The following is an 18801-nucleotide window of genomic DNA, read 5'->3' on the forward strand; positions in this document are numbered from 1 at the left end:
TCACCACAACAAGCCCGCCAGCCACAACAAGCCGCATCTCGCGTTCTAGCTGTCTTCTTCTATATCCAGCAACAGGTTTTCCAACGCCTCGCGATACGCCCCCGGTTCCTGCCACAAACCGCGCTGCTGGGCTTCGAGCATGCGCTCGGTCATATCACGCAGCGCTGCGGGGTTGTGCTGCTGCACAAAGGCCCGGGTGTCAGGGTCCAGCAGGTAGGCGTCGGCGAGCAATGCATATTGATGATCGTCGATCAGCGCCGTGGTGGCGTCGAAGGCGAACAGATTGTCCACGGTCGCGGCCATTTCAAACGCACCTTTATAGCCATGGCGCTTCACGCCGTCGATCCACTTGGGGTTGGCGGCGCGGGAACGGATCACCCGGTTCAGCTCTTCCTTCAAGGTGCGAATCCTCGGCAGGTCCGGCTGGCTATGGTCGCCGTGATAGCTGGCGGCCTTGTCGCCGCTCAGGGTTTCCACGGCGGCGAGCATGCCGCCCTGGAATTGGTAGTAGTCGTTGGAGTCGAGCAGGTCGTGCTCGCGGTTATCCTGGTTCTGCAACACTGCCTGCACCTGGCTCAGGCGCTGGGCAAACTGTGCACGAGCAGCGGTGCCTTCGTCGGAGCCGCCATAGGCGTAGCCGCCCCAATTCAGGTAGACCTCAGCCAGGTCCTCGCGGCTTTGCCACAGGCGCCCGTCAATGGCGCCCTGCACGCCCGCGCCGTAGGCACCGGGCTTAGCCCCGAAGATACGCCAGCCGGCCTGTTTCGCTGCGGCCTCTGCATCCAGGCCGGAGGCCAGCAACGCCGCGCGCTCACTGCGCACCTTGGCGGCCAGCGGGTTCATGTCGTCCGGCTCATCCAGGGCCGCCACCGCCTGTACCGCCGCGTCGAACAGGCGGATCAGGTTGGCGAAGGCGTCGCGGAAAAACCCGGACACGCGCAAGGTGACGTCCACGCGCGGGCGGTCCAACAGGCTGATGGGCAGGATTTCAAAATCATCCACCCGTTGACTGCCGGTGGCCCACACCGGCCGTACGCCCATCAGCGCCATGGCCTGGGCGATGTCGTCGCCACCGGTGCGCATGGTGGCCGTGCCCCACACCGACAGGCCGAGCTGGCGCAGGTGATCGCCGTGGTCCTGCAGGTGCCGCTCAAGTATCAGGTTGGCGGACTGGAAGCCGATGCGCCACGCGGTGGTCGTCGGCAGGTTACGCACATCGACGGTGAAGAAATTGCGCCCGGTCGGCAGCACATCCAGGCGCCCCCGGCTCGGCGCACCGCTTGGGCCGGCCGGAACAAAGCGCCCGCCGAGGGCCTCAAGCAAGCCGTGCATTTCCGCCGGGCCGCAGGCATCCAGGCGTGGCGCCACGACGATGCGCAGGCTTTCGATCACCGCCTTCACCTCTTCCCAGCCGGGCTCTTCCAGCTGTTCCAGCGGCCCTTCCAACGCCTGCTCGATCATTCGCGCCGCATACAACTCCAAGCGCTCGCGGGTATCCCCGGCGGTGCGCCACTGCTGCCCATCGATCTTCTGCAACACTGCCGGGCGTCGCCCGGTCCAGGGCTCGGCCAGGGCACAGTCCAGCGGGTCAAAACCCAGCGCGAACGCCTTGGCCAACACGCGCAGCAGGCTCGATTGCGGGCCACGGCCGTCTCCACGCGGGATGCGCAGCAAGGCCAGTAAGGTGTCGATGCGCAAGCGGCCCACGGGGGATTCGCCAAAGATGTGAAGGCCGTCGCGGATCTGCGACTCCTTCAAGTCGCACAGGTAGGTGTCGAGGCGCGGCAGCCAGATAGCGGCATCGGCGTCGCCATCCAGCTCAAGCTCCTGGTCGATGCGGGTTTCGCGCACCAGCTTGAGGATGTCTTTTTGCAGCTCGCGGGCCCGGCGTGGGTCGAGCAGTTGGGCTTCGTAGTATTCGTCCGCCAACAGCTCAAGGTCCCGCAGCGGCCCGTAGGTTTCGGCGCGGGTCAGCGGCGGCATCAGGTGGTCGATGATCACCGCCTGGGTGCGCCGCTTGGCCTGGGCGCCCTCGCCCGGGTCGTTGACGATAAACGGGTAGATGTTCGGCAGCGGTCCCAGCAGCGCATCCGGCCAGCAGTTTTCCGAGAGCCCCACGCCCTTGCCCGGCAGCCATTCGAGGTTGCCGTGCTTGCCCACATGGATCACGCCATGGGCGCCGTAGGTGTGGCGCAACCAGAAGTAGAACGCCAGGTAGCCATGGGGCGGCACCAGGTCCGGGTCGTGGTACACCGCGCTGGCATCCACCTGGTAACCCCGGGCCGGCTGGATACCGACGAAGGTCTGGCCCAGGCGCAGGCCGGCAATCATCAGGCGGCCGTCACGGAACATTGGATCGTTGTGCGGCGCGCCCCATCGCTCCAGCACCGCCTGGCGGTTGGATTCAGGCAAACGCTTGAACATCGCCTCGTAGGCGTCCAGGCCGAGGCTTTGATGACAGGGGCGCAGGTCGAGGCTGTCGAGGTCGTTGGTGACGCCGCCGAGCAGGTCATGGATCAGTGCAGTGCCGCTCTCAGGCAGTTGATCCGGCACCGGATAGCCTTCGGCCTGCAGGGCACGCAGGATATTCAGCGCGGCGGCCGGGGTGTCCAGGCCCACACCATTGCCGATACGGCCGTCGCGGGTCGGGTAGTTGGCAAGGATCAGGGCGATGCGTTTATCCTCATTCGGTACCCGTGCCAGCTCGACCCAACGGCGCGCCAGCTCGGCGACGAAATCCATGCGTTCGGGCGCTGCGCGGTAGCACACCACGTCCGACTGGCTGCGCTCGCTGCGCCAGGCCAGATCCTTGAAGCTGATCGGACGGCTGATAATGCGCCCGTCCAGCTCCGGCAAGGCAATGTGCATCGCCAAGTCGCGCGGGCCAAGACCTTGCTCGCTGGCCTGCCAGCCCGGCTGGTTATCCTGGGCGCAGATCGCCTGGATCACCGGGATATTGCGACGAAACGGACGCAGATGCGGGGCTTCGGGGCTGGATTGGGCAAAACCGGTGGTGTTCAGGATCACCGCCGCGCCGACCTCATCCAGCAGGTCCTCGACCACCGCCAGGCAGCCGGGTTCTTTCAAACTGGCCACCGCCATCGGCAACGGGTTAAGGCCCGCCGCCTGCAAGCGCTGGCAGAACACATCGATAAAACCGGTATTGGCCGCCTGCAGGTGCGAGCGGTAGAACAGCACCGCCGCCACGGGCCAATCCGCGTGCCAATCGGTCTGCCAGTCATTGAGGCGAGGGTTGGCTTTGTGCGGGTGATAGATCGCGGTGCGCGGCAAGGTCTGCGGCTCGGCCCACGGGTAATCGCGGTCCAAGTAGCCGCTGGCCAGGCAGCGGAAAAAATCCAGCGCGTTAGCGAGCCCGCCCTGGCGCAGGAAGTGCCACAGGCGGTCGCGCTGTTCGGCACTCACCGTGCTCAGGCCGCTGAGTTCCGGGTCCGGGCGGTCATCCCCCGGCACCAGGATCAGCGTAACGCCGCGCTCGGCCAGCTCAACCAGGCGCTCGATGCCGTAGCGCCAATAACCGATGCCGCCGTGCAGGGAAATCAGGATGACCTTGGCGTGGCGCAGCACCTCGTCGACATACAAATCGACCGAAGCGTGGTTCTGCACCTGCATCGGGTTGGCCAGGCGCAGGCTGGGGTAATCCTCGGGCAACTGCTGGGCCGCTTCGGCCAGCAGCGCCAGGCTGGAATCGCCGCTGCACAGGATCACCAGTTCGGCGGGGGTTTGGCCAAGGTCGGCAATATTGTCGTCCGCGACGAAACCACCGGGCTGAGTCCTGAGCAGGTGCATGGGTTAAACGCTGAGGGCAGCGCGCAGTTGCACTTCGAGGCCCGCCGCGTCCAGCGCCTGGCCGATCAGCACCAGCCGTGTGATGCGCGCTTCGTCGGCGCCCCAGGCACGGTCGAAGTGCTTGTCGAAACGCGTACCCACACCCTGGATCAGCAGGCGCATCGGCTTGTTCGGGATGGCGGCGAAGCCTTTGACCCGCAGGATACCGTGCTGAACCACCAACTGGTTCAGGGCGTCGAGCAGCAGCGCTTCGTCGGCTTGGGGCAGGTCGATGGAGATGGAATCGAAGGCGTCGTGATCATGCTCGTCTTCACCTTCGTGGTGATGATCGTGGTGGCTATGGCGAGCGTCGATATGTTCTTCGGAACCCGCGCCCAGGCCGATCAATACGTCCAACGGCAGGCGACCGCTGCTGGCTTCGATGATCTTCACCGCCGGCGGCAGCTCTTCGGCGACTTCCAGGCGCACACGGGCCAGGTCTTCGGCGCTGATCAGGTCGGATTTGTTGAGGATCACCAGGTCGGCGCTGGCCAGTTGGTCGGCAAACAGCTCGTGCAGCGGCGATTCGTGGTCCAGGTTCGGGTCGAGTTTGCGCTGGGCATCGACCTGATCCGGGAACGCGGCGAACGTGCCGGCGGCCACGGCCGGGCTGTCGACCACGGTGATGACCGCATCAACCGTGCAGGCGCTGCGGATTTCCGGCCACTGGAAGGCCTGCACCAAGGGTTTTGGCAGGGCCAGGCCCGAGGTTTCGATAAGGATATGGTCGAGGTCGCCACGACGGGCGACCAGTTCGCGCATCACCGGGAAGAACTCCTCCTGCACGGTGCAGCACAGGCAGCCGTTGGCCAGCTCGTACACACGGCCGTTGGCCTCTTCTTCGGTGCAGCCGATGGAGCACTGCTTGAGGATCTCACCGTCGATGCCCAACTCGCCGAACTCGTTGACGATTACCGCAATGCGACGCCCCTGGGCGTTGTCGAGCATATGGCGCAGCAAGGTGGTCTTGCCCGAGCCAAGGAAGCCGGTAACGATGGTGACGGGGAGTTTGGCCAGTGTTTTCATCGGATGCCCTTTGGGGCGGGCATACGGGACGATAGGCACTGCGGCGGCGCGCAGAAGCGGATTTCGTCACCGGATCACCCCGCCCGGTTGAATTGGAAAATCGGTGGCGAGGCAGGTCTCCTGGCTTGGGGCTTGCGGGTCTTGCGACCGGCGCCGACTGCGCCTTCCCGCCGCAGTGGCAGTGGCGTGGCAGTCAGATAAACCCTTCACAGTTGCGGGGGCAGCCGCGGCTTGGACCGCGTTCCCTTCTTAGCTTCGGCCTGGGCCGAAGAACCTCGAGGGTGCAAGGCTACAGGGGCTCGCCGCATTTGACTACCGTCCCCGGCCCATGCTCTCCTACACATCTTGTTTCGGGTGCCCTTCACAGGGTGAAACGGGAAACCGGTGAGTCATGGCGTCATGACGAGTCCGGTGCTGCCCCCGCAACGGTAAGCGAGTGAAGCGTCAGATCCACTGTGCCTGTACGGCATGGGAAGGCGACGCTTTATAGACCCAGTGTCCCTCGCAAGCCCGGAGACCGGCCCGAATAACATCGAATAACAAACCCGCGGTGGGCGGGCGCTGTTAAAACCCTGCGTGCCTGGCTCGCGGAGTTTGCATGCGCTCGTGTCACCTTGACACCTGAAAGGGACGCGCCATGTCGATCATCAGCAGCACCTCGCACACCGCCAGCAGCTCCGCCACCCTCAGCCAACGCCTGACCGCTGCCATCGGTGCGTCGATCCTCGGCGCGTGCCTGGTGTACTTCGCCGGTTTCTCGCACATCGAGGCGGTGCACAACGCCGCCCACGATACCCGCCACAGCGCCGCGTTCCCGTGCCACTGAGGCCTGCCGACATGATCAAGCGTATTGCGCAAACCGCAGGGTTCACCGGCCTGCTGGCCGCCCTGCTGCTGACCCTGCTGCAAAGCTTCTGGGTCGCGCCGCTGATTCTGCAGGCGGAAACCTTTGAAAAGGCCCCGGCCGCGACTGAAGTGGCCCATGAGCACGCCGCTGGCGCCGCCGCACACACCCACGACGCCGAAGCCTGGGAGCCGGAAGACGGCTGGCAGCGCGTGCTGTCGACCACCGGCGGCAACCTGGTGGTGGCCGTCGGCTTCGCCCTGATGCTGGCCGGCCTCTACACCCTGCGCGCACCGACCCGCACGACCCAAGGCTTGCTGTGGGGCCTGGCCGGTTACGCGACCTTTGTGCTGGCGCCCACCCTGGGCCTGCCACCGGAGCTGCCGGGCACTGCCGCCGCTGACCTGGCACAACGGCAGATCTGGTGGATCGGCACCGCTGCCTCCACGGCGGCCGGGATTGCGCTGATCGTGTTTGGTCGCAACTGGCTGCTGAAAGTCCTGGGCGTGGCGATCCTGGTGGTGCCGCATGTGATCGGTGCACCGCAGCCGGAAACCCATTCGATGCTGGCGCCGGAAGCCCTCGAAGCGCAGTTCAAGATCGCTTCGCAGTTGACCAACGTGGCGTTCTGGCTGGCCCTTGGCCTGATCAGTGCCTGGTTGTTCCGCCGCAACCGCGACGATCAATACTCGGCATGACCCTGGTGGTCGGCCTGGGTTGCCAGCGGGGTTGTGATGTCGACACCCTGCTGGCGCTGTTCGACAGCGCCCTCGCCGCAGGCGGGATCGAGCGTCAGCGTGTCAGCGCGCTGGCCAGTATTGACCGCAGGCAGGATGAGCCCGGATTACTCGCCCTGGCCCGGTTGCTCAACCTGCCGTTGCAGCGTTTCAGCGCCGGGCAACTGGCGGCTTATGAAGCTAGGCTGAGTCACCGGTCCACGGTCGCCTTCGCCCATACCGGCTGTTACGGCATCGCCGAAAGTGCCGCCCTGGCCCTGGCCGAACAGCTCTGCGGCGGCCCTGCCCGTTTGCTGATCACCCGCCAGAAAAACGCCCAGGCCACCTTTGCATTGGCCGGCGCCGGCTAAAATCCCGATAATCGCCCATCCCGATCATGAGCAATCTTCATGCTCGCCCGTTTTTCCACAGGAATCCTCCATGACCGTCTACTTCATCGGCGCCGGCCCCGGCGATCCGGAATTGATCACCGTCAAAGGCCAACGCCTGATCCGCAGTTGCCCGGTGATCATCTATGCCGGCTCGCTGGTGCCGGCGGCGGTGCTGGAGGGTCATCAGGCGCAACAGGTGGTCAACAGCGCCGAACTGCACCTGGAACAGATCATCGAACTGATCAAGACCGCCCACGCCAACGACCAGGATGTGGCCCGCGTGCACTCCGGCGACCCGAGCCTGTATGGCGCGATTGGCGAGCAGATCCGTTACCTGCGCGAGTTGGGCATCCCCTTCCAGATCATTCCCGGCGTCACCGCAGTGGCCGCCTGCGCAGCGTTGCTGGAGACCGAACTGACCTTGCCGGACATCGCCCAAAGCGTGATCCTGACGCGCTACGCCGATAAAACCCGCATGCCGGCCGGGGAAGACTTCGACAGCCTGGCCCGGCATGGCACCACCATGGCGATTCATCTGGGGGTCAACCATTTGGAGAAGATCGTCGCCGAACTGCTGCCGCACTACGGAGCAGACTGCCCGATTGCCGTGGTACACCGGGCGACATGGCCGGATCAGGATTGGGCCGTCGGCACACTCAGCGATATTGCCGACAAAGTCGCCGCCAAGGGCTTTCGGCGTACGGCGTTGATTGTGGTAGGTCGGGTACTGGCGAGTGATAGTTTCAGTGAGTCGTCGTTGTATCGGGCAGGGCATGCGCACCTTTATCGACCTTGATGATTTACTTCAAAAAATCAAAGCAATCCATTGATTTAAATGACTAAACACAGAACAAAATGTGGGAGGGGGCTTGCTCCCGATGGCGGTGTGTCAGTCTGCTCATGAGTCGACTGAGGCACCGCTATCGGGAGCAAGCCCCCTCCCACACTTAATCCTACTTGTTAGATAGATGGCATAACTGTTTGAATTTTAATAATAAAAAACGACGCTCACGGGCGCCGTTTTTTGTTCGCAGTGAACACCTTACTCAGTAGTAGGCGTTTTCTTTCTGCGTGTGGTCTGTCACGTCACGGACGCCCTTGAGCTCCGGAATACGCTCGAGCAAGGTCCGCTCGATGCCCTCGCGCAGGGTCACGTCTGCCTGGCCGCAGCCCTGGCAGCCGCCGCCGAACTTCAATACGGCAATGCCGTCTTCGACGACGTCGATCAGGCTGACCTGACCACCGTGGCTCGCGAGCCCAGGGTTGATCTCGGTTTGCAGATAGTAGTTGATGCGCTCGTTGACCGGGCTGTCGGCGTTGACGTTCGGCACCTTGGCGTTGGGCGCCTTGATGGTCAATTGGCCGCCCATGCGGTCGGTGGCGTAGTCGACCACGGCATCGTCCAGGAAGGCTTCGCTGAAGTTGTCGATATACGCGGTGAAGCTTTTCAGCCCCAGGGCGGTGTCTTCAGGTTTCTCTTCACCGGGCTTGCAGTAGGCGATGCACGTCTCGGCGTACTGGGTGCCAGGCTGGGTGATAAAGACGCGGATGCCGATACCCGGGGTGTTCTGCTTGGACAGCAGGTCAGCCAGGTAATCGTGGGCGGCGTCGGTAATGGTTATGGCAGTCATGGAAACTCCTCACAGGCTTGCCGGCAGTTTACGCCAAAATATTACGCAGGTACAAAGTCCGAGTAATTTTGTCGGAAAAGACGCTGACCTCTGTCAGAGGTTTTCATAACGGTTCATATCCAGCACCCCCTCTTCCACCGGCGTCGTCTCGCGGATGTACTGGGACAAATCGTGGAAATACTGCCAGAACAACGGGTGGCTGCGGCGCACGCCCCAGCGGTCGACAATTTTCTCAAAGCGATTGGCGTCCTTGGCCCGCTCCATTTCGGCGACGAATTCGGGCACTTCCTGGGCAGGGATGTTGAACATGAAGTTCGGGTAACTGCTGAGCACTCCAGGGTAAAGGGTCAGTGTGTCCAGGCCCGGCTGATAGCGATAAGCCTCGCCCAGCAGAAATGCCACGTTACTGTGAGCGCGATTGCGCAGCAGGCTGTAGACCACGCGCTTGCCGCTGGCGGTTTCGACGCGCAGCATCGTCGCTTCGGGTAACTGGTCAATCACCTTGAGCCCCGCCGCAGGGCGTGAAGTCAGGCGGCTGAGCGCCTGTTCGGCGTCCTGCAGCGCCGGGTCGATACCGTCGCGCGAACAAAACGCGCCCCCGCAACGGTTGATCGGATCCGGGCTGGCATTCAGGTCACCGTAGCGGGCAAGCAACTGGTTGGCGAAGTCGCGCTTGGGGTCCTTTTTATCCAGGTGCAAGGCAGTAGGCGTGTCGTCGTCGATGGCTTCGTAATCCAGCCACAGCTTGATCTTGCCGCTGTTCTGGTACCAATCATCCATAAACGCATCGCGGCTATCGGCCGGCATCAGGCGCAGGAAGTTCTGCTCGGCACCGTTGCGGATCAGGTCGAAGTACAGCCGGGTCTGGGCCTGGTGCGATACGTTGCCGAACACATCGAAATTGACCACCAGTTGGTAATAGGTGCGCTCGAGCAACGGATAGTCGAACAACCACAGTGTCTGCGGGACTTCACCAATCAGGCCCTTATTGACCGAGGCGCTGTCGAAGTGGCGGAAGATGCTTAACAGGGCATTGTCATTGCCGGCCCACAGGGTCGACCAACTGGGTGCCGGCAACTCGGCATAGCTGTCTCGCCGCAGGGCTTCGTACTGGTTGCGCTTATCGCGGTATTCGAGCCACAGGCTGAGCACACTGCCCACATCGTCATTCTGCCCTGGCATCGCCAGCAACGGCGTGACCTGGCCGCGATAGCGCGCATCGGTGACGTACAGGTCGTGGTCGGGCGCCTGGAACAACGCCCAGAAATTGTCGCGGATCACGTCCGTGGCAATTTGCCCGCGGCACACCGGCCCGCGAATAAACGTGCGCACAAAGTATTCGGCGTTATCCAGCATGAACTGGTAACGCGCCTGGGCCGGAATCGCCTCGAAAGTCTCGAAAGGGTTGGCCCGCCGGCCGGGGCCGTAGCCGGGCAAGGCGCTGACCTGCCAGTCGCCGCTGTAGAACAGGGCTTTGATCCGCGCCATTTTCTCCGCGCTGAGGGGGTAGGTGATGTGGGTCTTGTGGACGATCACCCCTTCCACGGGCCACAGGCGGTAGTACACACGGGTGCCGGGATCGTCATTGGGGCGGCGGGTATTGATCAGGTCAATCGGCTGGCCGCTGGGGGTACGCGAGCGCACCCACTGGAAGAAATGCCCAGGCTCACCGTCTTCGAAATACAGATGCGCAATGAACAGATGCTCGAACAACCAGCGGGCCACCAGGCTTTCCCGCGCGCCGGGGGCGTTGAACAGGCTTTCCCATTGCAGCACCTGCGCGGCTTCCCGGGCGCTGGGGGCCACGCCTTGCTGGTCAATCGGTGCACCAGAGGCCAGCCAGCGTTGCAGGGTCTGGTACTGCTGGTCACTCAGGCCGGTGACCGCCAACGGCATGCCCTCCTTGGGATGGGCACCGGCATAGGCGTTGAACTCGCCGGGTGTGGCGCACATGTTTTCGCGGTTCAGGCCCAATACGATCTCTTCGGGCAGCCTGGCATTGGGCTTCAGCGCTGCGGTATGCCCCAGCTCCAGCATGCGCGCCATCAGCGCCGCCTGGCTGCCCTGGGCGTCGAGTACCGAATAAAAACCCTTCTGCTGCCACGCCTGCTTGCCGAAGGCGTCATAGAACAAGCGCGTGGTGGGTGTGGCCTGGCTGCGCTCGCCGTCGTAGACCGGCACTTTGGTCGCACCGCGCGCCGCGCCCTCGGCACTGCCCAGGTTGAGCTGGCACGCGGAGTCATAGCACGCATGGCAGGCCACGCACTTCTCGGTGAAGATCGGCTGGATGTCGCGGGTATACGAGATCGCCTGGGGGAGACCTTCTGCCAGAGCGCTACTGGCTATCAATGCCAGGACGGCACTGACAATAAGACGAAGTGACATGTATCCGGTCCCGATTCAATACGTGCGATTTATAAGTCGCGGTGATTCTACCGGGCCATGCTCCCTCTCAACATGAGCGATATTCATGCAAAACCCGGACATACCGCAAATCCGCACAGGTTTGTTATGATCCACGCCCTCCGTAATGCCTGACCAGAGTAGTCCCATGTCCGATCGTAGCGCTCGTCTGCAAGCCCTTCACCACGCCCTCAAGGAACGCATCCTGATCCTCGACGGCGGCATGGGCACGATGATCCAGAGCTATAAACTGGAAGAACACGACTACCGCGGCAAACGCTTCGCCGACTGGCCGAGCGACGTCAAGGGCAACAACGACCTGCTGGTGCTCACCCGCCCGGACGTGATCGGCGGGATCGAGAAGGCCTACCTGGATGCCGGAGCCGACATCCTCGAAACCAACACCTTCAACGCCACCCGTATCTCCATGGCCGACTACGGCATGGAAGAACTGGCCTATGAACTGAACGTCGAAGGCGCACGCCTGGCGCGCAGGATCGCCGATGCCAAGACCGCCGAGAACCCGGCCAAGCCGCGTTTCGTCGCCGGCGTCCTCGGCCCGACCAGCCGCACCTGCTCGCTGTCGCCCGATGTGAACAACCCCGGCTACCGCAACGTTACCTTCGATGAACTGGTGGAGAACTACACCGAGGCCACCCAAGGCCTGATCGAGGGCGGTGCCGACCTGATCCTGATCGAGACCATCTTCGACACCCTCAACGCCAAGGCCGCGATCTTCGCCGTGCAGGGTGTGTTCGAAGCGCTCGGTATCGAATTGCCGATCATGATCTCCGGCACCATCACCGACGCCTCCGGCCGTACCCTCTCGGGCCAGACCACTGAAGCCTTCTGGAACTCGGTCGCCCACGCCAAGCCGATTTCCGTGGGCCTGAACTGCGCCCTCGGCGCCAGCGAGCTGCGCCCGTACCTGGAAGAGCTGTCCAACAAAGCCAATACCCATGTGTCCGCGCACCCCAACGCCGGCCTGCCCAATGAATTCGGCGAGTACGACGAATTGCCGTCGGAAACCGCCAAGGTCATCGAAGAGTTCGCCCAGAGCGGCTTCCTCAATATCGTCGGCGGCTGCTGCGGCACCACCCCGGGCCATATCGAAGCCATCGCCAAGGCCGTGGCCGGCTACGCGCCGCGCACCATCCCAGACATCCCCAAGGCCTGCCGTCTGTCGGGCCTGGAGCCGTTCACGATTGATCGCAGTTCGTTGTTCGTCAACGTCGGCGAGCGCACCAACATCACCGGTTCTGCGCGTTTCGCCCGCCTGATCCGCGAGGACAACTACACCGAAGCCCTGGAAGTCGCCCTGCAACAGGTGGAAGCCGGCGCCCAGGTGATCGACATCAACATGGACGAGGGCATGCTCGATTCGAAGAAGGCCATGGTGACCTTCCTCAATCTGATTGCCGGCGAGCCGGACATCTCCCGCGTACCGATCATGATCGACTCCTCCAAGTGGGAAGTGATCGAAGCCGGCCTCAAGTGCATCCAGGGCAAGGGCATCGTCAACTCCATCAGCATGAAGGAAGGGGTCGAGCAGTTCATTCACCACGCCAAGCTGTGCAAGCGCTACGGCGCCGCCGTGGTGGTGATGGCGTTCGACGAAGCCGGCCAGGCCGACACCGAAGCGCGCAAGAAGGAAATCTGCAAGCGCTCCTACGACATCCTGGTCAATGAAGTCGGCTTCCCGCCGGAAGACATCATCTTCGACCCGAACATCTTCGCGGTCGCCACCGGCATCGAAGAGCACAACAACTACGCCGTCGATTTCATCAACGCCTGCGCCTATATTCGCGACGAGCTGCCGTATGCGCTGACCTCCGGTGGCGTGTCCAACGTGTCGTTCTCGTTCCGTGGCAACAACCCGGTGCGTGAGGCGATCCACTCGGTGTTCCTGCTGTATGCGATCCGCAACGGCCTGACCATGGGCATCGTCAACGCCGGCCAGTTGGAGATCTATGACCAGATCCCGGCCGAGCTGCGCGATGCCGTGGAAGATGTAGTCCTCAACCGCACCCCGGAAGGCACCGACGCCCTCCTCGCCATTGCCGACAAGTACAAGGGCGACGGCAGCGTAAAAGAAGCCGAGACCGAAGAGTGGCGCGGCTGGCCGGTCAACAAGCGCCTGGAACACGCGCTGGTCAAGGGCATCACCACCCATATCGTCGAAGACACCGAAGAATCGCGGCTGTCGTTCGCGCGCCCTATCGAGGTGATCGAAGGCCCGCTGATGTCCGGCATGAACATCGTTGGCGACCTGTTCGGCGCCGGCAAGATGTTCCTGCCCCAGGTGGTGAAATCCGCCCGCGTGATGAAGCAGGCCGTGGCCCACTTGATCCCGTTCATCGAGCTGGAAAAAGGCGACAAGCCGGAAGCGAAGGGCAAGATCCTGATGGCCACGGTGAAGGGCGACGTGCACGACATCGGCAAGAACATCGTCGGCGTGGTACTCGGCTGCAACGGCTATGACATCGTCGACCTCGGCGTAATGGTGCCGGCCGAGAAGATCCTGCAGGTGGCCAAGGAGCAGAAGTGCGACATTATCGGGCTGTCCGGCCTGATCACGCCGTCCCTGGACGAGATGGTGCATGTGGCCCGCGAGATGCAGCGCCAGGATTTCCACCTGCCGCTGATGATCGGCGGTGCGACCACCTCCAAGGCGCACACGGCGGTGAAGATCGAGCCCAAGTACAGCAACGACGCGGTGATCTACGTCACCGACGCCTCCCGTGCGGTGGGCGTGGCCACGCAGCTGCTGTCCAAGGAATTGAAGGCCGGCTTCGTCGAGAAGACCCGCCTGGAATACATCGACGTGCGTGAGCGCACCTCCAACCGCAGTGCGCGCACCGAACGCCTGAGCTACCCGGCGGCCATCGCCAAGAAGCCGCAGTTCGACTGGAGCACCTACGCGCCGGTCAAGCCAACCTTCACCGGTTCCAGGGTGCTGGACAATATCGACCTCAACGTCCTGGCCGAGTACATCGACTGGACCCCGTTCTTTATCTCCTGGGACCTGGCCGGCAAGTTCCCGCGCATCCTGACCGATGAAGTGGTGGGTGAAGCCGCCACCGCGCTGTACGCCGACGCCCAGGAAATGCTCAGGAAACTGATCGACGAAAAACTCATCAGCGCCCGTGCGGTGTTCGGTTTCTGGCCGACCAACCAGGTGCAGGACGATGACCTGGAAGTCTACGGCGAAGACGGCCAGCCGATTGCCAGGCTGCACCACCTGCGCCAGCAGATCATCAAGACCGACGGCAAGCCGAACTTCTCCCTGGCCGACTTCGTCGCTCCAAAAGACAGCGGCGTGACCGACTACATCGGTGGCTTCATCACCACCGCCGGCATCGGCGCCGAGGAAGTGGCCAAGGCCTACCAGGACGCGGGTGACGACTACAACTCGATCATGGTCAAGGCCCTGGCCGACCGCCTGGCTGAGGCCTGTGCCGAGTGGCTGCACCAGCAGGTGCGCAAGGAACACTGGGGCTACGCCAAGGACGAGCAACTGGACAACGAGGCGCTGATCAAGGAGCAGTACAGCGGCATCCGCCCTGCCCCCGGTTACCCGGCGTGCCCGGACCACACCGAGAAAGCCCAGTTGTTCCAACTGCTCGACCCCGAGGCCCGCGAAATGCAGGCTGGGCGCAGCGGCGTGTTCCTCACCGAGCACTATGCGATGTTCCCGGCGGCGGCGGTCAGCGGCTGGTACTTCGCCCACCCGCAGGCGCAGTACTTTGCCGTCGGTAAGGTCGACAAGGACCAGGTGACCAGCTACTCCGCGCGCAAGGGCCAGGACCTGGCCGTGACCGAGCGCTGGCTGGCGCCGAACCTGGGCTACGACAACTAAGCCGGCCTGGATTGTCTATGCTGTCCCTCACACACCTTGTGTCGAGGGACGTATGGACGATCCAGTCAACAACAAGCCGCCGACCTTCTGGCAGATGCTCCACAGCGTCATGGCCGCTGCGTTTGGCGTGCAGAGCGGCAAGAATCGCGCCCGCGACTTCACCCACGGCAAGCCCAGCCACTTCGTGATCCTGGGCATTCTGTTCACAGCAGTATTCGCCTTGACGCTGTTCGGCATCGTCAAACTGGTGCTGCACCTCGCCGGCGTCTAGCGCAGCAGCAGGTGCAGGCTGAACGGGTAACGATAGGACACGGGCTTGTCCTGGGCGGACAACGCGCGGAAATTCACCGACGGTGTCGGCCCCAACAAGCGCCGCGCCTGGCCGGCATCGATCAATTGGAATAGCGCCAACTGCCGGTCGCGTCCGCCATAGGCGCCAATGTCCAGGCCCTTGGCATCGTCATGGACCAACACCATGGCCCAGCCGCCCACGGTGAAATGCCCGGCGACCAGGGACGACAAGCGTCCATCCAGGCGTGCCTGCAGGATCTCCGGCGAGCTGTTGACCGCGCTGAACAGCACGTCCCTGCCCGGTAACCGCCCACTGCCCTGCAGCGCCTGCATGGCGCCCAGCGCCATCTGATCGTTGGCCGACCACACCAGCGCCGTCTGCGGGTAGCGCTTGAACAGTTGCGTCGCTTGTTCGAAGGCGCGTTCGCGGTTCCATTCGCCGTAGACCAACTGACGCAGGCGCACCTCGGGATGCTCGGCCAGCGCCCGACGCATGCCGCGCTCACGCAATTGCGCCCCCGGGGTGGACTTGGTCCCGGAAAACGCCAACAGGTCGAGGGGCTCGCCCGGCGCAACCGGACCGTGCTGGCGCAACAGATCACGGAGCATCAGGTAGCCAGCCTGTTCATCGTCAGCCACCAGGCTGCCGATCAAACGGATGCCACGGCGGGTTCCCAGCAATTGCGCCTGATCGGATGTCAGCGCGCTGTTCACCAGCAGCAGCTTGACGCCACTGCCCTCGGCCATGCGCAGGATCTGCGGTGCAACGTACTGCTCATTCACCAGCACCAGGTAATCGGGCCGCTGGCTGCCTTGCAGCACCTCACGCGCCTGCGCCAGCGTGTTGCCGGCATCACGCTCGCCATAACGCACGCGCAAGTCCAGGCCGAGGTCCTTGGCGGCGGCCTGCATGAATTGCGCGTAGCTGACCCAGAAGGTTTCCGTCGACATGCCCGGGTTGAGAAACACCACCGACGTTGCATGAGCCATCACCCCATACGTCGATCCCAGCAACCAGACACACGTAATCAACACCTTCAACATGGATGCTTGAGCCTCGAAAATAGGCCGCCATGATAGTGGCAATGCCTGAACCAATCGAGGCTCAATCAACGTCCTTTATTGGTGGCTGACCCAGAAAACGGCCGTTCCCACCACCAGAATGATCAGGAACAGAATGGCCCAGGCATCAACGGTACTGTCAGGTTTACGGGCTTTGGTCGGATTGCTCATTGCATCGCCTCTTGTCGGTTTTATAGGTGATTGCACTCAAACACGATCACAGTAAAGTTCACGATTGCCCGCATGACAAATGTGGGTATCGCGATAACCTTTCTCATTAGTCATTTTGGTTATGTGCATATACTCAAACATCACTTTTGCGCATAAACGCAAACTGGTATCGTGCGCCGGCTCCGTTGGGAGTGCGCGGCCGTGCGCGCAGATTTGCCGAGAACAGGACCTATATGTACGTATACGACGAATACGATCAGCGCATCATCGAGGACCGCGTCAAGCAGTTCCGTGATCAGACCCGACGCTACCTAGCAGGTGAACTGAGCGAAGAAGAGTTCCGCCCTCTGCGCCTGCAAAATGGCCTTTATGTCCAGCGCTTTGCGCCGATGCTGCGGGTGGCCGTGCCTTATGGCCAACTGACTTCGCGCCAGACCCGCATGATGGCCAGGATTGCCCGCGACTTCGACAAAGGCTATGCCCACATCAGTACCCGCCAGAACGTACAGTTCAACTGGCCGGCCCTGGAAGATGTGCCGGACATCCTGGCTGAACTGGCCACCGTGCAGATGCACGCCATTCAGACCAGTGGTAACTGCCTGCGCAACGTGACCACCGACCAATTCGCCGGGGTTGCCGCCGACGAGCTGATCGACCCACGCCCGTGGTGTGAAATCGTCCGCCAGTGGACCACCTTCCACCCCGAATTCGCCTACCTGCCACGCAAGTTCAAGATCGCCATCAATGGCTCGACCTCGGACCGTGCCGCCATCGAAGTACACGATATCGGCCTGGAGCCGGTGTACAACGCGGCGGGCGAGTTGGGTTTCCGTGTCCTGGTGGGTGGCGGCCTGGGCCGTACCCCGGTGGTCGGTGCGTTCATCAACGAGTTCCTGCCGTGGCAGGACCTGTTGAGCTACCTCGACGCCATCCTGCGGGTCTACAACCGCTACGGCCGTCGCGACAACAAATACAAGGCGCGGATCAAGATCCTCGTCAAGGCATTGACCCCTGAGGTGTTCGCCCAGAAAGTCGATGCCGAGATGGAGCACCTGCGCGGCGGCCAGACCACCCTGACCGAAGCCGAAGTGCACCGTGTGGCCAAGCACTTCGTCGATCCCGAGTACAAGGCGCTGAGCAATCAGGACGCCGAGCTCGCAGCGCTCGACCAGCAGCACCCGGGCTTTGCCCGCTGGCGCACCCGCAACACCCTGGCGCACAAAAAGCCGGGCTATGTGGCGGTGACCCTGTCGCTGAAACCGACCGGTGTGGCACCGGGCGACATCACCGACAAGCAGCTGGACGCCGTCGCCGACCTGGCCGAGCGCTACAGCTTTGGCCAACTGCGCACCTCCCACGAGCAGAACATCATCCTCGCGGACGTTGAGCAGAGCCAACTGTTCACCCTGTGGGGCGAACTGCGCGAAGGCGGTTTCGCCACGCCGAACATCGGCCTGTTGACCGACATCATCTGCTGCCCGGGCGGCGATTTCTGCTCCCTGGCCAACGCCAAGTCGATCCCGATTGCCGAATCGATCCAGCGCCGTTTCGACGACCTGGACTACCTGTTCGACATCGGCGAGCTGGACCTGAACATCTCCGGTTGCATGAACGCCTGTGGTCACCACCACGTCGGCCATATCGGCATCCTGGGCGTGGACAAGAAAGGCGAAGAATTCTACCAAGTGTCCCTGGGTGGCAGCGCCAGCCGCGATGCGAGCCTGGGCAAGATCCTCGGCCCGTCCTTCGCCCAGGAAGCCATGCCCGAGGTGATCGGCAAGTTGATCGACGTGTACATCGAACAGCGCACCGAAGATGAGCGTTTCATCGACACCTACCAGCGCATCGGCATTGACCTGTTCAAGGAGCGCGTCTATGCAGCGAATCATTAAGAACAACGAAGTCCTCGACGAAACCTGGCACCTTTTGCCCAAGGACGCGAGCTTCGACGGCATTTCCAACTGCGACGACCTGATCGTGCCGCTGGCGCTGTGGCGCGAACATGGCCACGCCCTCAAGGCTCGCGACGGCGGCCTGGGTGTGTGGCTGGACGCCGATGAAGAAGCCGAAGAGATCGGCGCTGACGTGGAACACTTCCAGGTCATCGCCCTGAACTTCCCGGCCTTCACCGACGGTCGCAACTATTCCAACGCACGCCTGCTGCGTGACCGCTACGGTTACAAAGGCGAGCTGCGGGCCATTGGCGACGTGCTGCGCGACCAGCTGTTCTACCTGCGCCGTTGCGGGTTCGATGCCTTCGCCTTGCGCGCCGACAAAGACCCGTACGAGGCGCTGGAAAGCCTCAAGGACTTCTCGGTGACGTACCAGGCAGCAACGGATGAACCGCTGCCGCTGTTCCGTCGTCGCTGAGCATCACATGTGGGAGGGGGCTTGCTCCCGATGGCGGCCTCTGGGCCGACCATGTGCTTGGGTTGGAATGAGTACATATCCGTTACTGCGGTAACGGCTACTTAGGGTTCCGCTCTTACAGCGGGTCACTTTTGGAAGAGCGCCAAAAGTAACCAAAAACGCTTCGCCCCACCACTCGGCACCTCGCCCA

The 18801-nt window shown here is 62.9% G+C and carries 13 protein-coding genes and 2 riboswitches; of the genes, 8 read left to right on the forward strand and 5 right to left on the reverse strand.

From position 1 onward, the window contains the following. Window positions 1-45: 45 nt before the first annotated feature. On the reverse strand, window positions 46-3807 hold the full coding sequence (gene cobN, locus BFQ01_RS28445; protein ID WP_065927902.1) for a cobaltochelatase subunit CobN: 3762 nt from the start codon (window positions 3805-3807) through the stop codon (window positions 46-48). A 3-nt stretch (window positions 3808-3810) separates the two neighbouring features. Then, entirely contained in the window at window positions 3811-4872 is a 1062-nt protein-coding gene (gene cobW, locus BFQ01_RS28450; protein ID WP_065927903.1) for a cobalamin biosynthesis protein CobW, read from the reverse strand. 92 nt (window positions 4873-4964) lie between these two features. Further along, window positions 4965-5165: riboswitch (cobalamin riboswitch) on the reverse strand. A gap of 42 nt (window positions 5166-5207) precedes the next feature. After that, window positions 5208-5413, forward strand: a riboswitch (cobalamin riboswitch). Window positions 5414-5509: 96 nt separating this feature from the next. Here cobW and BFQ01_RS28455 point away from each other — a divergent pair. From BFQ01_RS28455 to cobM, 4 genes are all read left to right on the forward strand, one after another. Then, window positions 5510-5698, forward strand: coding sequence for a CbtB domain-containing protein (locus tag BFQ01_RS28455; protein WP_027606475.1), 189 nt, complete (start codon window positions 5510-5512; stop codon window positions 5696-5698). 11 nt (window positions 5699-5709) lie between these two features. Further along, window positions 5710-6414, forward strand: coding sequence for a CbtA family protein (locus tag BFQ01_RS28460; protein ID WP_065927904.1), 705 nt, complete (start codon window positions 5710-5712; stop codon window positions 6412-6414). Next, window positions 6411-6803: a cobalamin biosynthesis protein gene (locus tag BFQ01_RS28465; RefSeq protein WP_065927905.1), complete on the forward strand. Its 393-nt coding sequence runs from the start codon at window positions 6411-6413 to the stop codon at window positions 6801-6803. Before BFQ01_RS28460 ends, BFQ01_RS28465 begins: the two co-directional genes overlap by 4 nt. Window positions 6804-6873: 70 nt before the next feature. Beyond that, window positions 6874-7620: a precorrin-4 C(11)-methyltransferase gene (gene cobM, locus BFQ01_RS28470; RefSeq protein ID WP_065927906.1), complete on the forward strand. Its 747-nt coding sequence runs from the start codon at window positions 6874-6876 to the stop codon at window positions 7618-7620. Between the two features lie 250 nt (window positions 7621-7870). Here the strand turns inward: cobM and nfuA are convergent, their stop codons facing one another. Beyond that, complete coding sequence (gene nfuA, locus BFQ01_RS28475) at window positions 7871-8455, reverse strand: Fe-S biogenesis protein NfuA (protein WP_017136914.1); 585 nt, start codon at window positions 8453-8455, stop codon at window positions 7871-7873. 93 nt (window positions 8456-8548) lie between these two features. Further along, the gene (locus BFQ01_RS28480) at window positions 8549-10840 is read right to left on the reverse strand and encodes a fatty acid cis/trans isomerase (RefSeq protein ID WP_065927907.1); all 2292 of its coding nucleotides are present in this window, start codon (window positions 10838-10840) and stop codon (window positions 8549-8551) included. 166 nt (window positions 10841-11006) lie between these two features. Between BFQ01_RS28480 and metH the strand changes: the two genes are divergently transcribed. Together metH and BFQ01_RS28490 are read left to right on the forward strand one after the other, a co-directional pair. Further along, window positions 11007-14717, forward strand: coding sequence for a methionine synthase (gene metH, locus BFQ01_RS28485; protein WP_065927908.1), 3711 nt, complete (start codon window positions 11007-11009; stop codon window positions 14715-14717). Between the two features lie 52 nt (window positions 14718-14769). After that, the gene (locus BFQ01_RS28490; RefSeq protein ID WP_027606482.1) at window positions 14770-14988 is read left to right on the forward strand and encodes a DUF2970 domain-containing protein; all 219 of its coding nucleotides are present in this window, start codon (window positions 14770-14772) and stop codon (window positions 14986-14988) included. Here the strand turns inward: BFQ01_RS28490 and BFQ01_RS28495 are convergent. Beyond that, the gene (locus BFQ01_RS28495; protein ID WP_065927909.1) at window positions 14985-16052 is read right to left on the reverse strand and encodes an ABC transporter substrate-binding protein; all 1068 of its coding nucleotides are present in this window, start codon (window positions 16050-16052) and stop codon (window positions 14985-14987) included. The genes BFQ01_RS28490 and BFQ01_RS28495 overlap by 4 nt on opposite strands. A gap of 422 nt (window positions 16053-16474) precedes the next feature. On the opposite strand from BFQ01_RS28495, the gene BFQ01_RS28500 reads away from it, so the two are divergent. Together BFQ01_RS28500 and BFQ01_RS28505 are read left to right on the forward strand one after the other, a co-directional pair. Beyond that, window positions 16475-18133: a nitrite/sulfite reductase gene (locus BFQ01_RS28500; protein ID WP_032875965.1), complete on the forward strand. Its 1659-nt coding sequence runs from the start codon at window positions 16475-16477 to the stop codon at window positions 18131-18133. Continuing rightward, the gene (locus BFQ01_RS28505; protein ID WP_003235539.1) at window positions 18117-18611 is read left to right on the forward strand and encodes a DUF934 domain-containing protein; all 495 of its coding nucleotides are present in this window, start codon (window positions 18117-18119) and stop codon (window positions 18609-18611) included. The genes BFQ01_RS28500 and BFQ01_RS28505 overlap by 17 nt, the downstream gene beginning before the upstream one ends. Window positions 18612-18801 lie beyond the last annotated feature (190 nt).

It is taken from the genome of Pseudomonas sp. 8 R 14, assembly GCF_900005955.1.
In the GTDB taxonomy this organism is placed as follows: Bacteria; Pseudomonadota; Gammaproteobacteria; order Pseudomonadales; family Pseudomonadaceae; genus Aquipseudomonas; species Aquipseudomonas marginalis.